General features: G+C 40.5%; 13 protein-coding genes. 7 read left to right on the top strand and 6 right to left on the bottom strand.

What is annotated here, in order from left to right; translation table 11 throughout:
* Positions 1 to 180 precede the first annotated feature (180 nt).
* The 3 genes from HCG69_RS15415 to HCG69_RS15405 all read right to left on the bottom strand — a co-directional run bounded on the left by HCG69_RS15415 (position 181) and on the right by HCG69_RS15405 (position 1,675).
* Positions 181 to 540 (bottom strand): YkvA family protein, encoded by a 360-nt coding sequence (locus tag HCG69_RS15415; protein WP_370634155.1) that lies wholly within the window; start codon positions 538 to 540, stop codon positions 181 to 183.
* 215 nt (positions 541 to 755) lie between these two features.
* Positions 756 to 1,124 carry a hypothetical protein gene (locus HCG69_RS15410; protein WP_221650779.1) on the bottom strand — a complete coding sequence of 123 codons (369 nt, stop codon included), beginning with the start codon at positions 1,122 to 1,124 and terminating at the stop codon, positions 756 to 758.
* 2 nt (positions 1,125 to 1,126) lie between these two features.
* Positions 1,127 to 1,675, bottom strand: coding sequence for an RNA polymerase sigma factor (locus HCG69_RS15405; protein ID WP_221650814.1), 549 nt, complete (start codon positions 1,673 to 1,675; stop codon positions 1,127 to 1,129).
* Between the two features lie 230 nt (positions 1,676 to 1,905).
* On the opposite strand from HCG69_RS15405, the gene HCG69_RS15400 reads away from it, so the two are divergent.
* Positions 1,906 to 2,322: a DUF6249 domain-containing protein gene (locus HCG69_RS15400; RefSeq protein WP_221650813.1), complete on the top strand. Its 417-nt coding sequence runs from the start codon at positions 1,906 to 1,908 to the stop codon at positions 2,320 to 2,322.
* Between the two features lie 171 nt (positions 2,323 to 2,493).
* Here the strand turns inward: HCG69_RS15400 and HCG69_RS15395 are convergent, their stop codons facing one another.
* Complete coding sequence (locus HCG69_RS15395) at positions 2,494 to 2,712, bottom strand: winged helix-turn-helix domain-containing protein (protein WP_122200800.1); 219 nt, start codon at positions 2,710 to 2,712, stop codon at positions 2,494 to 2,496.
* A 241-nt stretch (positions 2,713 to 2,953) separates the two neighbouring features.
* On the opposite strand from HCG69_RS15395, the gene HCG69_RS15390 reads away from it, so the two are divergent.
* From HCG69_RS15390 to HCG69_RS15375, 4 genes are all read left to right on the top strand, one after another.
* Positions 2,954 to 4,693 (top strand): thiamine pyrophosphate-dependent enzyme, encoded by a 1,740-nt coding sequence (locus HCG69_RS15390; protein WP_221650778.1) that lies wholly within the window; start codon positions 2,954 to 2,956, stop codon positions 4,691 to 4,693.
* 264 nt (positions 4,694 to 4,957) lie between these two features.
* A complete protein-coding gene (locus HCG69_RS15385; protein WP_221650777.1) occupies positions 4,958 to 5,848 on the top strand; it encodes a YitT family protein in 891 nt (296 codons plus the stop codon).
* Between the two features lie 800 nt (positions 5,849 to 6,648).
* Complete coding sequence (locus HCG69_RS15380) at positions 6,649 to 9,768, top strand: TonB-dependent receptor (RefSeq protein ID WP_221650776.1); 3,120 nt, start codon at positions 6,649 to 6,651, stop codon at positions 9,766 to 9,768.
* Positions 9,769 to 9,788: 20 nt separating this feature from the next.
* Entirely contained in the window at positions 9,789 to 11,336 is a 1,548-nt protein-coding gene (locus HCG69_RS15375; RefSeq protein ID WP_221650775.1) for a RagB/SusD family nutrient uptake outer membrane protein, read from the top strand.
* Between the two features lie 125 nt (positions 11,337 to 11,461).
* Here the strand turns inward: HCG69_RS15375 and groL are convergent, their stop codons facing one another.
* Together groL and HCG69_RS15365 are read right to left on the bottom strand one after the other, a co-directional pair.
* Entirely contained in the window at positions 11,462 to 13,099 is a 1,638-nt protein-coding gene (gene groL, locus HCG69_RS15370) for a chaperonin GroEL (RefSeq protein ID WP_221650774.1), read from the bottom strand.
* 41 nt (positions 13,100 to 13,140) lie between these two features.
* Positions 13,141 to 13,413, bottom strand: coding sequence for a co-chaperone GroES (locus tag HCG69_RS15365; RefSeq protein ID WP_002560908.1), 273 nt, complete (start codon positions 13,411 to 13,413; stop codon positions 13,141 to 13,143).
* Between the two features lie 346 nt (positions 13,414 to 13,759).
* Between HCG69_RS15365 and HCG69_RS15360 the strand changes: the two genes are divergently transcribed.
* Together HCG69_RS15360 and HCG69_RS15355 are read left to right on the top strand one after the other, a co-directional pair.
* On the top strand, positions 13,760 to 15,007 hold the full coding sequence (locus tag HCG69_RS15360; RefSeq protein ID WP_221650773.1) for a hypothetical protein: 1,248 nt from the start codon (positions 13,760 to 13,762) through the stop codon (positions 15,005 to 15,007).
* 18 nt (positions 15,008 to 15,025) lie between these two features.
* Positions 15,026 to 16,870, top strand: a complete 1,845-nt coding sequence (locus tag HCG69_RS15355; RefSeq protein ID WP_221650772.1) for a heparinase II/III family protein — start codon at positions 15,026 to 15,028, stop codon at positions 16,868 to 16,870.
* Positions 16,871 to 17,026: the final 156 nt, after the last annotated feature.

Here is a 17,026-nt window from a genome sequence, read left to right as displayed (position 1 = left end):
GAATAGTTCAGCCTGTCAAGCCTGTATAATATGGTAAGCCAAAATACGTACTTAACTATGTATTAAATACGTATTTTTATATAAAAAGAGTACGTACTTTCTGATATGAAAAATACGTACTCTTATGCAGATAAAAAGTAATAGTTCAAAAACCCGTTAACAATGTTAAAGCAAGGCAGGTTAAGATATTAATTCATATTTTAAAGCCGGAAACCATTTCTCCAATATATTATCCACTTTGGACTCTATTTCAGGGGTAATGTGTCTTTTTACTTTCTTATATGCTATCATTACAGCTGCCATTTCATCTACCCACCCGATCACCGGCCACCGCCTTGTAGATATCAAATCAATAGGTAAAACTAAATAAGAAAGAGCAGAAGCAATCAAAAGTTTATCCGACAGTGGCGTTTCCGGACTCCTCAGCACATAGTAAAGAGACAATACCGGACGCATTGAAGTGCGGCCAAGACTTTTACCCATATCTTTGATATTCTCTAAAAGTTGATCCAAATCCCAGTTTGCAAAAAATTTATTCATAATCATTATTCTTTTATAAGTACTGATTCTAAATTAGTATACTCTATAAATACGAATTTATTGAAACGCAAATGAACGCAGATTTTCGCAAATTAGGTTGCTGCGTTATGCTTGAAAATAATATCCCTTACAGAAAATCTGCGTTCATCCGCGTTAATCTGCGTTTCAATAATAACCCGCTAAATAATCATTTAATTGTGATGTATTACTTATACTTATTTATTATAGGCTGACTTCTTCTTTTTTCTAATCCAATAATCAGCTCCCAACAGTCCCAAAGATAGTAGAGCGATGTAGCTGTAAAATCCTAAAAGTGAGGAGGATGCTCCTGATGGCTTCCAACGAGGCATAAAATCAACCACACTAAAGTCTAAATAGAAAAACAAACAATACACTACCAATACTATCAATACAGTAACGGCAATACTCAAAGAAAAAACAGTGATCCGTTTTCTTCGTCTTTCCATTTTCAGAGCCTCAGCCCGTACTTGTTCCATCATACGGAAGGAAAAATTGGAAGGAAGTCCAGTCGTTTGCCTCCGTTCCAAAGCTTTCTTAATAGTATTATTTCCATTCACATCCATAATCAACCTTCATTCATTAGTAAATATAACTTCTTCCGAACACGGTGTAATCTCACTTTGACATTGGCAACGGTTAATTTTAATATTCCTCCAACCTCTTCTATCGATTTCTCTTCATAATAGAAAAGAGTTATTAACGCTTTTTCCTCTACACTCAACAAATCAACAGCATGTACCAAACGGGAAATACGCTCTTCATCATCTGTTGGTTCAAACAAAGTTGCCACTTTTTCATCCGGTACATTATTAATGGCATTCTCCTCTATATAAAGAAATTCATGCTTCTTTTTACGGACAGCCGATATAGCTGTATTGTAAGCTATCCGATACAGCCAGGTAGAGAAAATACAATCTCCTTTATATCCACTCAGATTCTTAAAAGCCTTTAGAAACACATCTTGCACCAGTTCTTCAGCATCTTCGGAACAACCTACAATCTGCACAATCAATGAATAAAGAGGACGACCGTAGCGATCGAGAAAGACAGAAAAGCATTCTGTTTCTCCATTCAGGATTCGTGCGATGTATTGTGCTTCTTCGTTCTGTACCATGATATCCATTAGACGCAGGGGGAAGGAAAAGGTTACAATCAGTAGTAAGTAGACAGTAGTAAGTAGATAGTAGTAAGAATCTATGCAGCATATTGGCCTTGCCATTCCAAAAGAATTCTAATTACCAACTACCAGCTACTGTCTACTTACTACTGATTGTAACCTTTTTCTTTCTTCTGCGTCAAACAGTACAAAGAACGAAATTATTCATTTAAAAACATACAATTATGATGGATTTTATTATGGTTCCGCTTATTATGGGAATTATCACACTGGGAATTTATAAATTGTTTGAACTCTTTGTTTGCAGACGCGAACGAATGGCGATTATTGAAAAGCTAAGTGACAAAATTACAACCACGGACTTAAATGGAAAATTTTCTTTGCCAGACTACAGTCACAACCGGTCTTTTAGTGCACTAAAAGGAGGATGCCTGATGCTCGGTATAGGATTAGGACTGTTAATAGGTTTCATTATCTGTGCAGTCTCTATTCCCCGCTATGTATTTATGGAAGATATCAGTTGGAATGTACGCCAAATGACCAGCATCATTTATGGTGCCAGCGTATTGCTATTCGGAGGAGCAGGACTTATCACTGCTTTCCTTATTGAAAACAAAATCAGTAAAAAAACTAAAGACCAATAAACAAGCTGATATAAGCTATGTCAAAAGCCTGATAAAAATATCAATGCGTGACTTTAGAAACACAGATTAACGCAAATTGGCGCAGATGCAATTTTATCCTTGCGCAAATTAGCGTTAATCTGCGTTTTATTGGTAGCTAATACTACTTTTGACATACCCTCTTATGTCCAACTATCCGATATACACATTCACACAAAGGTAAATGTAAAGTTCTTCTTCCTGCTGTTCAAACTCGATTTTATCTTCTCTGGCCAGCCAGCCAATAGCCGCTCCCAACTCTTTGTCTTTTAGCCCGGATTTCCTTTTAAGGCTACCATAGCTCCACTTTTCATTGTTGCAAAGCAACTGCCAAACTTTCCCGGCATTCAAGCCTATTTCCATTTTATCCATTTAATACAGTTATTTAGAGGTTAAAATACAATCGGTTACCATTTATGCTTTAAAGTTAACAAATCAGCACAAATATAGTTATTGCAAGAGTATTAAAAATCCATTACACAAGGCATTTTTAACACAAATATCATCTTATAGTACAATACATTACTGTCATTAGTATACGTTAAACGTACAACCTTTTTCCATTACAATATGTTATTTCATTATTACATTAACCTATAACTGAATAACAAATATGGCAAAGAAGGTAGCAAATCAACTTGTAGAGACATTGATTGAAGCAGGTGTTAAGCGTATTTACGCAGTCACAGGCGATAGCTTAAACGAAGTAAATGAAGCCGTAAGGCAAAACGAAGAAATGAAATGGATACATGTCCGCCACGAAGAAACAGGTGCTTATGCAGCCGGTGCAGAAGCACAACTAACCGGACTACCAGGATGTTGTGCTGGAAGTAGTGGTCCCGGACATGTTCATCTGATAAACGGACTTTATGATGCTCAACGCTCAGGTGCACCGGTTCTGGCTATTGCCTCCACTATTCCTACCGGAGAATTCGGAACAGAATATTTTCAGGAAACAAATACAATCAAATTGTTCAGCGATTGCAGTTATTACAATGAAGTGGCAACAACTCCTCAACAATTCCCCCGTATGTTGCAATCCGCTCTACAAACCGCAACTACCCGCAAAGGAGTTTCCGTAATAGGGCTCCCAGGTGACCTGGCAAAAAAATCGGCAGTTAATGTAGATTCTTCCGTTCATATTTATCCAAAAGATTCTTCGGTTTGTCCTGCAGAAGAAGACTTAATACAACTGGCAGCAATGCTGAATCACTACAAACGTATCACATTATTTTGCGGTATTGGTTGCAGAGGGGCTCACGACGAAGTTATCCAATTATCCGAAAGGCTCAATGCCCCGGTTGCCTATACCTTTAAAGGAAAAATGGAAGTACAATATGATAATCCTTATGAAGTGGGTATGACCGGACTTTTAGGAATGCCTTCGGGTTACTACAGCATGCATGAAGCAGAAGTACTAGTTATGTTAGGAACAGATTTCCCCTATTCTACTTTCTTGCCCGATGATATAAAAATAGCTCAGATAGATATAAAAGCTGAAAGGTTGGGACGCCGTGCCAAAGTAGACATCGGTTTATGCGGAGACGTAAAATCGACACTACAAGCACTTCTGCCGATGTTACAACAGAAAAAGGACGACTCATTCCTGTTAAAGCAACTGAAACGTTATGAAGGTGTGAAAAAAGACCTGATTGCTTACACCGAAGACAGAGGAAAAGAAAATCTGATTCACCCGGAGTACGTCATGTCCGAAATAGACAAGTTAGCTTCTGATGATGCCATCTTCACCGTCGATACGGGAATGACCTGCGTATGGGGTGCCCGCTATTTACAAGCAACAGAGAGACGCCATATGCTCGGTTCTTTCAATCACGGTTCAATGGCAAACGCATTGCCACAAGCCATCGGTGCAGCACTGGCTCGCCCCGACCAGCAAGTTATTGCACTCTGTGGTGACGGAGGATTGTCCATGACACTCGGCGACTTGGAAACCGTTGTACAATATAAGCTTCCGATAAAAATCATCGTATTCAATAATCACTCCTTAGGCATGGTGAAGCTCGAAATGGAAGTAGACGGATTGCCGGACTGGCAAACCAACATGCTCAATCCGGATTTTGCACAAGTAGCAGAAGCAATGGGAATGACCGGATTTAATGTATCAGATCCTGACAAGGTGCTCACTACCCTATACAATGCCTTCGAAATAGACGGTCCTGTTCTGGTTAATATCATGACTGATCCGAATGCGCTGGCTATGCCTCCTAAAATTGAAATAGGACAAATGGTAGGTTTTGCACAATCCATGTACAAACTATTGATTAACGGACGCTCACAAGAGGTAATTAATACAATCAATTCAAATTACAAACACATAAGAGAAGTATTTTAGAGAATCTTCTTTCAGAAAAAAGATCAGTAACAATAATATGCAGGTTTACAATAAAAAAGCAAACCTAAAGTTATAATTGGAAGAGTGTGCACCTTTACATTACAAAGGTGTACACTCTTATTATGTAGGGATGTACAGACTGTTAAAATACAATAAAGTCAATTATTCATATAAAGGGTTATCACATAGCAGTGTGTCCTTATAGCACATACAATAAAGAAACGGATAAAAAACAAATTACGGACAAATACAAAGGCTATATTAATGAAAACAATACTATCAAAACCCTCAGGACAGACTGTAACCAGAGAAGCAAGAGACTACCTTATGATAGCTTTAGGAATGATTCTCTACGGAATCGGCTGGACCCTTTTTTTACTTCCCAATGATATCACTACCGGAGGAGTACCCGGTATCGCCTCCATCGTCTACTTTGCTACCGGATTTCCGGTACAATATACATACTTTGCCATCAATGCAATTTTATTAATGCTGTCTCTCAAAGTATTGGGATTCAAATTTAGCCTGAAAACGATATTCGGTGTACTGACACTCACCCTTTTCCTTTCGCTCATTCAAAAAGTAACAGCAGGAGTAACTCTGTTGCACGATCAACCCTTCATGGCTTGCGTGCTGGGCGCTTCCTTCTGTGGCAGTGGTATTGGCATTGCCTTTTCTGCTAACGGAAGTACCGGAGGAACCGATATTATTGCTGCCGTTATCAATAAATACCGGGACATCACATTGGGAAGAGTTATGCTCATCTGTGACCTCATCATTATCTCATCCAGCTACTTTATCCTGAAGGACTGGGAAAAAGTCGTTTATGGATATGTAACCCTCTATGTTTGCAGTTTTGTGCTGGATCAGGTGGTAAACAGTGCACGACAATCTGTTCAGTTCTTTATTATCTCCACCAAATACGAAGAGATAGGAAGACAAATCAACGAATATCCACATCGTGGGGTAACTATAATCAATGCTACCGGCTTTTATACAGGAAAAGAACAAAAGATGATGTTTATTTTGGCCAAAAAGAGAGAATCAACCATCATATTCCGAATCATCAAGGACATTGATCCAAACGCTTTTGTCTCACAAAGTGCCGTTATCGGAGTCTATGGAGAAGGATTCGATCATATAAAAGTAAAATAACTACTGATCCACTCCCCCCATAAATATCTGTCATTTCATCAAAAATTAGAATAAGAATCGTCTCAAAACTCTTCCTGAACATACTAAGCAATGGTCGTAACCTGATTTTGTTGAATGAATACAAAATCAGATCATCACATTTATTATCTTCAGCTACATTGAAAATAATGGCAGTCTAACCTCCCCGTTTGCTTTATAAACGTTCTGAATAACAAACGAATGAATTACTGATACACAAAACATTAATAGCTACAATAAAATAGAACAATCTAAGAGCCTGTTTAAATTTTCCTCTTAAAAGACTATACATTAGATTTAATAATAGAAGATGTTTTGAGCGAAGCTAATGCTGAGCAAAATTTAAACAGGCTCTAACTCTGTATTCAATAAATCTCAAATAACATCTTCCAACAATTCTGCTTTTATCTTAAATATCACAAACTAGCATAAAATCAAAGAAAAACAACTTTTTCATTTCTTCATGCTCTGAAATACATTAATAAAACGCCAATAAATATACAAAAACAGAAGATATTCAGACTTCCTGCTAATAAAAACCTTCAGACTTTATTAATTATTATTATATATATTATATCTTTGCACCGCTTTCACTATAATTAATATTAATAATCTGTTTAGAAATAAATGATTTGCACACAGAGAAACAATATAACAGGAGAATCAACAATACTACAGGATAAAAATACTCCCTACCTCTGCGGTCAATAAAATAAATTTCAAACAGATACTAAACTTTATATTTCTTTTTTATTATTAATCCTAAAACAACATTACTAATTATGAGAATCTATTTACGCTTTCTGACAGCGTTCTTGCTCATTTGTTCAGTAGGAATACTCCATGCTGAAACACTGAGAGATTTACACGTAACAGGTATTGCAACAGCAGATGGAGAACCCATGCCAGGAGTTTCTGTCTTATTGAAAGGTACCACCACCGGAACTATTACCGATATTGACGGTAAGTACTCTATTCAGGTTCCTTCTAACGGAACATTGGTTTTTAGTTTTGTAGGAATGAAAACAATTGAAATCGCAGTCAACAACAAACAAGTAATCAATGTGGCATTAGAGAGTGATAGCAAAGAACTGGATGAGGTAATGGTTGTAGCCTATGCAACCGCCAAGAAATACAGTTTTACAGGTGCTGCAGCCACTGTAAAAGGAGAAGACATCGCTAAACTACAAACATCCAGTATATCAAAGGCATTAGAGGGTACAGTAGCCGGATTGCAGGCCAGTGCAACCAGTGGACAGCCCGGTACTGATGCCGATATCCGTATCCGTGGTATTGGTTCTATCAATGCATCAAGTTCTCCGCTATATGTAGTAGACGGAGTTCCTTACGACGGTAGTATTAATGCCATTAATCCTGAAGACATTGCATCTATGACCGTATTGAAAGATGCTGCATCTGCAGCTTTGTATGGCTCGCGTGGTGCCAATGGTGTCATCATTATTACCACCAAACAGGGTAAAACAGACTCAAAAACAAGCGTAAACCTTAAAGCTACATTCGGAGGGTCCAACCGGGCTATCAGAGACTATGACAGGGTAGGTACAAATGATTATTTTGAGCTGTATTGGGAAGCAATGCGCAATCAATATGCCAAAGACAAAAAGAACTATCCAACACCTGAAGCAGCAGCTGCCGCAGCCTCTGCCAACTTAGTAAAAAGACTGATGAACAGTGGTCCTAACCCTTACGGAACCAACTATCCGCAGCCGGTAGGCACAGATGGAAAACTACTGGCAGGAGCAACTCCGTTATGGGATTTCGACTGGCAGGATGCTATGGAACAACAGGCTCTGCGCACAGAAATAGGTTTAAATGCTTCCGGCGGCAGCAAAACAAACCAGTATTATTTTTCAGCAGGCTACCTGAATGATAAGGGTATTGCTTTAGAGTCAGGTTATGAACGTTTTAATCTCCGCACTAATGTCACCAGTGAGATGACTAAATGGTTAAAAGGAGGTGCTAACATCAGTTTTGCCCACTCTAAACAAAACTATCCCACATCATCTGATACTAAAACAAGTAATGTTATCAATGCAGGACGTACAATGCCCAACTTCTACCCTATCTATAAAGTGAAAGCAGACGGTTCTTTTGATACAGAAGATGGCGAACTGGTTCCGGACTTCGGTTCATACCGTGCAAACAATGCGAACTGGAACTTACCGGCAACACTGCCTTTAGACAAATCAGAACGTATGAGAGATGAAGTTTCAGCCCGTACATTCTTAGAAGTGACATTCATTGAAGGACTAAAGTTTAAGACAAGTTTCAACTTTGACCTGATCAATTTCAATTCATTGGACTACACAAATCCTAAGATTGGTCCTGCAGTTAATACAGGAGGTGGCTCCAGTAGGGAAAATGACCGTACACTTTCATGGACCTGGAATAATATTATCTCATACGACAAGAAAATAGGCGATCATCACTTCAACATCCTTGCAGGACAAGAAGCATACTCCTATCGTTATGACGAATTAACAGCCTCACGTTCTAAAATGGCTATTCCTGATTATCCGGAGTTGGTTGTAGGCTCACAGGTGACAGGAGGTTCAGGATACCGTATTGACTATTCTTTAGTAGGATATCTGATGAATGCTCAGTATGATTATAAAGACAGGTATTATCTGAGTGGCTCTTACCGTCGCGATGGTTCTTCACGTTTTGCTCCGGAGACACGTTGGGGTAACTTCTGGTCGGTAGGTGGTTCCTGGAGAATAAACCGTGAAGCCTTTATGCAAGGTACTGAAAACTGGCTGTCTGCACTGACGTTGAAAGCAAGCTATGGTGCACAAGGAAACGATAATTTAGGTTCGTATTATGCAAGTAGCGGTCTATATACCATCATTTCGAACAACAACGAAAGCGGATTGGTAACCGACCGTCTGGCTACTCCTAATCTGAAATGGGAAACCAACTTAAATTTCAATGTCGGTATCGACTTCTCTTTGTGGAACAACCGTCTATCGGGTTCTTTCGACTTCTTCCAACGTAAATCCAAAGATTTGTTATACTCACGTCCTTTAGCTTCTTCACTCGGATACACCTCCGTTGACGAAAATGTGGGAGCACTGAAAAATACAGGTTTCGAAATTGATCTGAAAGGTACAATCATCGACGTGAAAGACTTTAAATGGAATTTGGGATTAAACTTAACCCATTACAAGAATAAAGTAACGGAATTGCCTTTGAAAGATATGCCTCAGGGCAGTTTTACAAAACTGCAGGAAGGACGTTCTGTCTATGATTTCTATCTCAAAGAATGGGCAGGAGTCAATCCTGACAATGGAGAACCATTGTGGTATATGAATCAGAAAGACGAAAACGGCCATACAATCAAAGTTACTACCAATGATTATAGCAAAGCTAATTATTACTTTGTCAACAAATCGTCCTTGCCCAAAGTATATGGTGGTTTCAATACTTCATTCTCCTATAAAGGAATTGAATTATCAGCCATGTTCTCTTATAGCATTGGCGGATATGTTTACGACCGTGATAAAATAATGATTCTTCACTCAGGTTCTGCCGCCGGACGCTCCTGGTCAACAGAAATGTTAGATCGCTGGACTCCTGAAAACAGATATACAGATGTTCCCGCCCTTAGCACAACAAGCAACCAGTGGACCAGTACATCTACGCGATTCCTGTACAACAACTCATATTTACGTCTAAAGAATGTGATGTTATCTTATTCGCTTCCTCAGTCATTAATAAGAAGAATAAGTTTGAGTAACCTTCAGATCTTTGTTCAGGGAGATAATTTATTAACCCTAAGCGGACATCAGGGATTAGACCCGGAACAAGGTATAACAGGAGTTACTTATTACAGATATCCTGCTATGAGATCGATAACAGGTGGTATTAATGTTTCATTCTAATCAGCATTCAACAATTTAATATGAAAAAATTAATAAAGAATACAGCTATACTTGCTACAGGTTTACTGATGGTAACCGGATGTAGCGGTGATTTCCTTGATCATACTCCAACAGATTCCGTTGATTCGGGTCTGGCTCCTACTCCCGAAAATGCCGAACGTATATTCATCGGTGCATGGTATAACTTAATGGAATACGGAACGACTTATGCAAACATTGGTTATCGTGCTTTATCTTTAGCAGATGATATGATGGGTAGTGATGTTGTTTTACGTACTGCCAACACATACGGATTTAGTGCGACTTACAAATTAAATGAGGTTTCTATTCCAACTGCAGGGAGAGCCAGTTTTGCATGGACTACATTCTATAAGACCATAGACAACTGCAATTCTGTAATCTCCATCAAAGGAGATACAGAAGATGAAGACTTCCGGTATGCACAAGGACAAGCACTTGCTTTGCGTGCTTTCTGTTATCTGCATCTTGTGCAACATTATCAGTTCACGTACCTGAAAGATAAAAGTGCGCCTTGTGTTCCGCTGTACACAGAACCTACTACATCAAAAACAGAACCTAAAGGCAGAGCTACCGTAGAAGAGATATACACACAAATCTTTAAGGATCTCGAACAGGCGAAAACTGATTTGGACGGTTTTACTCCATCTACAGCACAGGAAAAGTACAAACCCAATGTAAGTGTAGTCAACGGATTATTGGCACGTGCTTATTTACTGACAGGCCAATATGAAGAAGCGGCGAAAGCAGCAAAAGCGGCTCAGGAAGGATATCCATTAATGAAAGACGCTGCTACCTATAAAGGTTTCAATGATATAAGTAATTCAGAATGGATATGGGGACATCCTCAATCTACGACTCAGTCCGATCCCAGCTACAACTTCTACTATGTAGATGTAGAGGAACCCGACTCATATAATAGCTTTATGGCAGATCCTCATTTCTATAATCTGTTCTCCAAGAATGATATCCGTAGAGAACTATTCAAATGGATGAGAGAAGGATATATGGGATATTGTAAATTCCGCATCCGCGCCGACCAGACTGGTGACATTGTTGTCATGCGTTCTGCCGAAATGTATCTGATTGAAGCCGAAGCTATGGCCAGAGACAATGCAACATCCATTACAGATGCTGTGGCTCCGCTCAACACATTGCGAAACGCAAGAGGATTGACTGATTATGATGTAACAGGAAAAAACAAACAAGACCTCGTTGAGGAAATTTTAGTAGAACGCCGTCGCGAACTATGGGGAGAAGGATTCAGCATGACTGACATCTTAAGAACTCAAAAACCCCTGGAACGCGAAATGCTGACTAAAGAAGAAATGGCTCAGATAGAAGGTATCAAGATTATCACCGGTGACAAACCGGAAGATACTAAATACCTGATAGATTGCTGGCAAGAAGATGGCACGTATGAAGAGAACGAACCAATCGGCCACTACGAAGTGGCATTCCCTGATGGAACAGAATTTACTCCCAACAGTTCATACTATCTATATGCGATTCCGGAAAGTGAAACCAACGCCAATCCCAATATCCCTTAAATTTATATTCTGTTTCTTCCGGAAGTCTGTAATGACTTTCCGGAAGAAACAGAGCTTACTTGATAAGACTAAAAAGCCGCTCCAGATTATCTGAAGCGGCTTCTCTTTTTAATCATGGGATGATATTACATCATTCCACCCATTCCTCCCATTCCGGGAGCGCCCATAGGCATTTCGGGTTTATCTTCTTTCTTTTCTACAATTACACATTCAGTAGTCAGGAACATACCAGCGATAGAAGCTGCGTTTTCCAAAGCTACACGAGCTACCTTAGCAGGATCTACTACACCGGCAGCATGCAGGTTTTCGAAAACATCCATACGGGCATTGTAACCGAAGTCACCTTTTCCTTCACGAACTTTCTGAACGACTACAGCACCTTCTTTACCAGCATTAGCTACAATCTGACGAAGCGGTTCTTCAATAGCACGCTTAATGATTTCAACACCGGTTGTTTCATCGGCATTGTCACCTTTCATACCTTCCAGCACATCAATAGCACGGATGTAAGCTACGCCACCACCCGGGATGATACCTTCTTCGATAGCAGCACGAGTTGCACGAAGTGCATCGTCTACACGGTCTTTCTTCTCTTTCATCTCTACTTCAGAAGCAGCACCAACATAAAGAACAGCCACACCACCTGACAATTTAGCCAGACGTTCCTGCAGTTTCTCGCGGTCGTAATCTGATTTAGTAGCAGCAATCTGTGCTTTAATCTGATCGCAACGTTCTTTGATATTTTCTTTTGCGCCAGCACCGTTTACGATGGTTGTATTATCTTTAGAAACAGTCACTTTGTCAGCAGTACCCAACATTTCGAGAGTAGCCTGTTCCAGTTTCAAACCTTTCTCTTCGCTGATCACCACACCACCTGTCAGGATAGCAATGTCTTCCAGCATCTCTTTACGACGATCACCGAAGCCCGGAGCTTTCACAGCACAAATCTTCAACTGAGAACGCAGACGGTTCACAACCAAAGTAGTCAGTGCTTCGCTATCCACATCTTCTGCAATCACCAACAGAGGACGACCTGTCTGTACAGCCGGTTCAAGGATAGGCAAGAAATCTTTCAGGTTAGAGATCTTCTTGTCATATATAAGGATGTAAGGTTTCTCCATCTCACATTCCATTTTCTCTGTGTTAGTCACAAAGTAAGCTGACAGATAACCACGATCGAATTGCATACCTTCTACTACACCAATAGTAGTATCGGTACCTTTAGCCTCTTCGATAGTGATCACACCATCTTTGGAAACTTTACGCATGGCATCAGCAATCAATTTACCGATAACCGGGTCATTGTTGGCAGAAACAGTAGCAACCTGTTCAATCTTGTCATAGTTGTCACCTACTTTTTCAGCCTGGTTCTTAATAGACTCAACCACTTTGGCAACAGCCTTATCCATACCACGTTTGATATCCATCGGGCTTGCACCGGCAGTTACATTCTTCAAGCCTTCGGCTACGATAGCCTGAGCAAGAACAGTTGCAGTTGTTGTACCGTCACCGGCATCATCACCTGTTTTAGAAGCAACTTCCTTAACCAGCTGTGCACCTGTATTCTGGTATGCATCTGCCAGTTCTATTTCTTTAGCCACTGTTACACCATCTTTAGTGATGTGAGGAGCACCAAACTTCTTTTCAATAATTACGTTACGTCCTTTCGGGCCAAGTGTTACTTTTACTGCATTTGCCAAAGCATCGACACCTTTTTTCAATTGGTCACGGGCATCGATATTGAATAATATTTCTTTTGCCATAAGTCTATATCAATTATAAATTATTAATTTTCAATTATGAATTATCCCAAAACAGCGAGAACATCACTCTGACGCATGATAAGGTATTTTGCACCTTCCACTTCAAGTTCTGTTCCGGCATACTTACCATAAAGAACAGTGTCACCTACCTTTAATACCATCTCTTCGTCCTTTGTACCGTGACCTACTGCCACAACTTCACCTTTCAAAGGTTTTTCTTTTGCTGTATCAGGAATAATGATACCGCCAATTGTTTTTTCTTCTGCAGGTGCAGGGAGTATAAGCACTCTGTCTGCTAATGGTTTAATGTTCATAGTTACTTTTTTTGTTTTATATGTTATACATAATTATATTATTCATTATCCTTTTGGAAGGACGAAAAACAAATTGCGAAAACTGTGCCAAAGCGAAAAGATATTGGAAAGATGTTGGTTTGGCAGACAAAGACTGACAAAATGACAAGAGAGGGCAAAATAAAATACATCCGTTATTATCTTTGTGTACCATAAATTTGCGATAATCTGCGTTTCTATGATACTATCATTTAATTAGAATACAATACTTATTACAGAATATACTGTATAGTTTCTAACTACTTACTACTAAATTCCAACTACTTTTTTCTACCTTTGCACGTCATTTTACGCAAACATTTTACTTATGAAAAAGAATCTACTACTTACAGTATGCCTTCTGGCAGCAATAAACGGATCGGCCCAGAAGAAAGATTTCAGTTATAAATTTTATGGTCAGATCCGTACAGACCTTTATTATAATAGCCGTGCCAATCAAGAAACAGTAGACGGGCTATTCTACATGTATCCGCTCGACGAAAGACTGGATGCAAATGGTAAAGACCTGAATGCGACTGCTAATGGAAGTTTTTATACCTTATACACCCGGCTTGGAGTGGATGTGACCGGTCCGAAACTCGGAAAAGCCAAAACATCAGCCAAAGTAGAAGTAGACTTCAGAGGTTCAGGAACAAGCTATTCCACTGTTCGCCTGAGACACGCCTATCTGAATCTGGACTGGGGGAAATCTGCTCTATTATTGGGACAGACCTGGCATCCCCTGTTTGGTGATGTCTCTCCGCAAATATTAAACTTATCGGTAGGAGCCCCTTTTCAGCCCTTCAGCCGTGCTCCGCAGATACGCTATCAATTCAAGAACAAGAACATGCAACTGACGGCAGCAGCTATCTGGCAGTCACAATATCTGTCGGTAGGACCGAATAATGTAAAGAGCCAGAATTATATTAAAAACAGTTGCGTACCGGAGATTTATGCCGGTATAGACTATAAGGCAGGAAACTGGCTGGCAGGTGTGGGTCTTGAGTTACTGTCTCTCAAACCAAGAACGGAATCAACGGTAACGATAGTTGATCCGGTTACAAAGGCGGAAGTCAGCAAAACTTATAAAGTGGACGAACGCCTCACTACCCTCTCCTACGAAGCACATGTGAGATACACCAATAAAGACTGGTTCATTGCAGCCAAAAGTGTACTTGGCAGTAACCTGACACAAACTTCGATGTTGGGCGGTTACGGTGTTAAGTCCACCAATCAATGGACAGGTGAACAGGAGTATGCTTCTATTCTGAATTCCAGCTCATGGCTTAACGTAGTGTACGGTCAGAAGTGGAAACCGGGTATCTTCTTAGGATATACCAAAAATTTAGGAACAGGTGATGCCGTCACCAAACTTTACGGTACAGGAACCGATGTTGACCAGGTAGTAATGGCAGGAGCCGAACTTACTTACAATGTAGCCCACTGGAAATTCGGACTCGAATATACATTAAGTTCTGCCTGGTACGGTTCAATGGATGCCTCTAACGGAAAAATAAAAGATACCCATTCCGTCTGCAACAACCGTATTGTAGGAGTTGCCATGTTTATGTTTTAATACTAATTTATCCCGGCCATGAATAACAGAGTACTTGTTCTTATTTACACTTGTCTGTGCCTGTGCATAGGAAGTGCAACACACCTTAAAGCGCAAACGTTCAATTACAGTCAGATGCAAGAGCATCCCCGCTTATTGCTGAAACAAGGCGAAGAACAACGTATTCACAAAAGCCTCAGCGAAAGCGTCGAACTACAACGGGTGTATAATTACCTGCTGGATGAATCCGACAAATTACTCACCCGCCCCACATTAGTCTACAAGAAAGAGGAACGCCGCCTTTTAGCTGTATCCCGCGAAGCGCTAAGACGTATTTTCTACCTTTCGTTCGTCTACCGGATGACGAATGATGAAAAATACCGGTTGCGTGCCGAGCAGGAGATGATTGCCGTTTGCTCTTTCCAAGACTGGAATCCCTCTCACTTTCTGGATACGGGAGAGATGACGTTGGCTGTCTCTTTAGGTTACGACTGGCTTTATGATAAATTGCAGCCCGAAACAAAGAAACTGATTAAAGAATCGATTCTGAATAAAGGTTTTGCCCCATCCAAAGACCGCCAATACAACTCTTTCCTACGGACAGAGAATAACTGGAACCAGGTTTGCAACGCCGGTATGGTATACGGAGCACTCGCTATTATGGAGGATCATCGGGAAGAAGCAATCGAAATCATCGAACGGGCTATGTCTACCATCGGTATTTCGGTGAAAGGATATGCGCCGGACGGCAACTATCCGGAAGGATACAACTACTGGGGATACGGAACCACCTTTAATGTTTTCCTGATTGCTGCACTGGAATCTGCCTTAGGTTCCGATGGCGGATTGTGCAAGGTGGAAGGCTTCATGGAGTCCGCCCGCTATATGGAATATATGGCAGGAACTACCGGACTTGCCTTTAACTTCAGCGATGCACGCGAAACCATCCAGGCTTTACCGGCTACCTTCTGGTTCGCTGCCCGCCAGAAAGATCCTTCTTTGCTATGGAATGAGAAGATATTCTTATCACGTGCAGATACTCATTTCACAGCCGAAGAGACCCGTTTTCTGCCCATTATACTCATTTACGGTTCTCTTATTGACATGAAGGAAGTTACTCCCCCGACTGCAAAAATATGGGTAGGACATGGTAAAACTCCGGTAGCACTGGTACACACTTCCTGGAAAGAAGGTGAAGGATGTTATGTGGGTATCAAAGGCGGGACTGCCTCTACCAGCCATGCACATATGGATGCAGGCTCTTTTGTGTTCGAAGCTTTGGGAGTACGCTGGGCACAGGATTTGGGTATGCAGGAATATTATTCGCTGGAGAAAGAGAATGTACGTTTGTGGGATAGCAACCAGAACGGACAGCGCTGGGATATCTTCCGCTATAACAATTTTGTGCACAACACACTAACCGTAAACGGTAAGAAACACAATGTGAAAGGTTTTGCCCCTATCACGAAAACCTATACGAAAGATGACAAGTTGGGAGCTACGGTAGACTTAACTTCGCTGTTTGAAGGCGATTTGAAAAAGGCTACGAGAGAGGTGGTTCTTATCAAGGAGAGTTATCTACAAATAACAGACCGGGTACAGGCGGCTGCAAACCCTGCCTCTGTCCGTTGGACACTGGTCACTTCCGCCGCTCCGAAAGTGCTGGATCCGCATACGATAGAGTTGACCAAAGAAGGTAAAAAGTTACATCTGATTATCGATAGTCCGGCCTCCGCTTCCTTCTCCATAGCCGATAATACACCGGTACAGAGTTATGATTCACCCAATCCCGGTTCGGTTCGTATTTTCTTTGATGCAGGGCTGAAAGCAGGACAAAAGGAAACATTAAAAGTACGGTGTATCCCGCACGGGGAAGTTCGGTAGGCGGTGGTTTATTGAAACGCAGATTGTCGCAAAGGAAAACAAAAATAAGAGAAAGAATAACCGAATTTTAATCTGCGATAATCCTTTAGATTTGCATCATAATAAATAGAGGTTGAAATATTATCTTTGTAGTTAAAACAAGTTAACCAAGGAAAG

The organism is Bacteroides sp. K03 (assembly GCF_019734355.1).
Taxonomy (GTDB): Bacteria; Bacteroidota; Bacteroidia; order Bacteroidales; family Bacteroidaceae; genus Bacteroides; species Bacteroides nordii.
The sequence above is the reverse complement of the archived record's forward strand: the minus strand, read 5'-3'. Positions and strand labels throughout refer to the sequence as shown.

Bases quoted from the DNA above. Each gene is read 5' to 3' on its own strand.
- HCG69_RS15375 (WP_221650775.1), top strand. From the start codon at position 9,789: ATGAAAAAATTAATAAAGAATACAGCTATACTTGCTACAGGTTTACTG.
- HCG69_RS15355 (WP_221650772.1), top strand. From the start codon at position 15,026: ATGAATAACAGAGTACTTGTTCTTATTTACACTTGTCTGTGCCTGTGC.
- HCG69_RS15385 (WP_221650777.1), top strand. From the start codon at position 4,958: ATGAAAACAATACTATCAAAACCCTCAGGACAGACTGTAACCAGAGAA.
- HCG69_RS15395 (WP_122200800.1), bottom strand. From the start codon at position 2,712: ATGGATAAAATGGAAATAGGCTTGAATGCCGGGAAAGTTTGGCAGTTG.
- HCG69_RS15405 (WP_221650814.1), bottom strand. From the start codon at position 1,675: ATGGTACAGAACGAAGAAGCACAATACATCGCACGAATCCTGAATGGA.
- groL (WP_221650774.1), bottom strand. From the start codon at position 13,099: ATGGCAAAAGAAATATTATTCAATATCGATGCCCGTGACCAATTGAAA.
- HCG69_RS15390 (WP_221650778.1), top strand. From the start codon at position 2,954: ATGGCAAAGAAGGTAGCAAATCAACTTGTAGAGACATTGATTGAAGCA.
- HCG69_RS15360 (WP_221650773.1), top strand. From the start codon at position 13,760: ATGAAAAAGAATCTACTACTTACAGTATGCCTTCTGGCAGCAATAAAC.
- HCG69_RS15365 (WP_002560908.1), bottom strand. From the start codon at position 13,413: ATGAACATTAAACCATTAGCAGACAGAGTGCTTATACTCCCTGCACCT.
- HCG69_RS15380 (WP_221650776.1), top strand. From the start codon at position 6,649: ATGAGAATCTATTTACGCTTTCTGACAGCGTTCTTGCTCATTTGTTCA.
- HCG69_RS15415 (WP_370634155.1), bottom strand. From the start codon at position 540: ATGAATAAATTTTTTGCAAACTGGGATTTGGATCAACTTTTAGAGAAT.
- HCG69_RS15400 (WP_221650813.1), top strand. From the start codon at position 1,906: ATGGATTTTATTATGGTTCCGCTTATTATGGGAATTATCACACTGGGA.
- HCG69_RS15410 (WP_221650779.1), bottom strand. From the start codon at position 1,124: ATGGATGTGAATGGAAATAATACTATTAAGAAAGCTTTGGAACGGAGG.